Here is a 2,010-nt window from a genome sequence, read left to right as displayed (position 1 = left end):
AGGCCATACCACCAAGACCGCGCACAAGACCGGCAAGGCGGCAAAGTCCGTCAAAGAAAAAGCGGAACAGGCGGGCCGGTTTGTCATGCGGCACAAGAAGGGATTCCTGATTGCGCTGGCGCTGTTTCTGCTGGTCTGCCTGCTGATGAATACCCTGTCCTCCTGCTCCATGCTGGCCCAGAGCATCGGCTCGGCGGTATCCGGTTCCACCTATCCCTCCAAAGACGAGGATATGCTGGGGACCGAAGCGGATTATGCCGCAAAGGAGGCACAACTGCAAGCCGAACTGGACAACATGGAGAGCCTGCACCCCGGCTATGACGAGTACCGGTACGATCTGGACCCTATCGGCCACAATCCCCATGAGCTGGCGGCTTATTTAAGCGCCCTGCTCCATGAATACACGCCCCAGAGCGCGGCGGCACAGTTACAGCGGGTCTTTGACCTCCAATATGTCCTGACACTGACCGAGGAGGTGGAAATCCGCTACCGCACCGAAACCAGCACCGACCCGGAAACCGGGGAAACAACCAGCGAGGAAGTCCCCTACGAATACTACATCCTCCATGTGGAGCTTGTGAACACCCAGATTTCCGCTCTTGCGCCGGAACTGCTCACCCCGGACGAATATGAGATGTACCAGGTCTATATCGCCACCAGGGGCAACAAGCCGCTGCTGTTTGGCGGCGGTTCCCCGGATATGGGAAATTCCGAGGATTTGAGCGGCGTGGAGTTTATCGGCGGGACCCGCCCTGGCAATCCGGGCCTGGTGGATCTGGCAAAGCGTCAGGTGGGAAACGTGGGCGGCTATCCGTATTGGAGCTGGTACGGCTTTAACAGCCGGGTAGAATGGTGTGCCTGCTTCGTGAGCTGGTGCTATAACCAGGCCGGGAAAAGCGAACCGCGCTTTGCTGGCTGCCAGTCCCAGGGCGTACCCTGGTTCCAGTCGCATGGACAATGGGGCGGGCGCGGATATGCCAACATCGCCCCCGGCGACGCCATTTTCTTTGACTGGGATTTGGACGGTTCCGCCGACCATGTCGGCATTGTGATCGGCACAGACGGGAGCCGGGTCTATACGGTGGAGGGCAATTCCGGCGACGCCTGCAAAATCAAAAGCTATGACCTGAATTACCAGTGCATCAAGGGCTACGGCCTGATGAACTGGAACTAAACCATGTGGGAAGGAGTGTTACAGATGGCAACGAACAAAATCGACCGGATTGACCGGGAGATCGCAAAGACCCGCGAAAAGCTGGCGGAATACCAGAACCGGCTGCGGGAATTGGAAGCGCAGAAAACCGAGGCGGAGAACCTGCAAATCGTCCAGCTGGTGCGGGCGGTCCGCATGACCCCGCAGGAGCTGAACACGCTGCTGTCCGGCGGCGGGATTCCGGGCATGGGAGCCTCTGCCCCCGATGCCCAAGAGAAGGAGGAAAATCACGATGAAATCTAAAAAGCTATTGCGGACACTGGCCGCGCTTTGCACCGCCCTGGTCCTTATGGGCGGTTTTTCTGTCCCCGCCTACGCGGGCGGCGGCGGGGAACCGGCTGATGAAACCAACGATTCCAACGTACAGGTGGAGCAGCCGGAGGAAACGCCTCCCCTCACCCCGGATGGCAACGCCACCCTGGTGGACGATTACGGCGGAAACAAGCAGCTGATTACCGTTACCACCAAAAACGGCAACTACTTTTACATCCTGGTGGACCGGGATGACGAGGGGGAAAACACCGTCCATTTTCTCAACCAGGTAGACGAAGCTGACCTGATGGCGCTGATGGAGGACGGGGACAGCGAGGAGCCTCCCGCTGTTTGCAGCTGCACCGAGAAATGTCAGGCAGGCGCAATCAACCGGAACTGCCCGGTCTGCGCCTTTACCATGACAAGCTGCACCGGCAAGGCGGCGGAACCGGAGGAGCCGCCTGCAATGGAGCCGGAACCGGAGAAAAAGTCCGGCATGAATCCGGCTGTCCTGCTTTTGGTTGTGGCCCTGTTAGGCGGCGGGG

3 protein-coding genes are annotated in these 2,010 nt (G+C 59.3%); all 3 read left to right on the top strand.

The genetic code is table 11. From position 1 onward, the window contains the following. The coding region (locus C814_RS21065; RefSeq protein WP_016317482.1) for a C40 family peptidase at positions 1–1,174 on the top strand (1,174 nt) is incomplete at its 5' end. Positions 1,175–1,198: 24 nt separating this feature from the next. Further along, positions 1,199–1,456 carry a DUF4315 family protein gene (locus tag C814_RS21060; protein WP_016317481.1) on the top strand — a complete coding sequence of 86 codons (258 nt, stop codon included), beginning with the start codon at positions 1,199–1,201 and terminating at the stop codon, positions 1,454–1,456. Next, on the top strand, positions 1,446–2,010 hold a 565-nt coding region (locus C814_RS21055; protein ID WP_016317480.1), incomplete at its 3' end, for a DUF4366 domain-containing protein. The genes C814_RS21060 and C814_RS21055, both read left to right, overlap by 11 nt.

This window comes from Anaerotruncus sp. G3(2012) (genome assembly GCF_000403395.2).
In the GTDB taxonomy this organism is placed as follows: domain Bacteria; phylum Bacillota; class Clostridia; order Oscillospirales; family Ruminococcaceae; genus Anaerotruncus.
This window is presented reverse-complemented; position numbering and strand designations above follow the sequence as displayed.

Coding starts and splice junctions, on each gene's coding strand:
- C814_RS21060 (WP_016317481.1), top strand. CDS start 1,199: ATGGCAACGAACAAAATCGACCGGATTGACCGGGAGATCGCAAAGACC.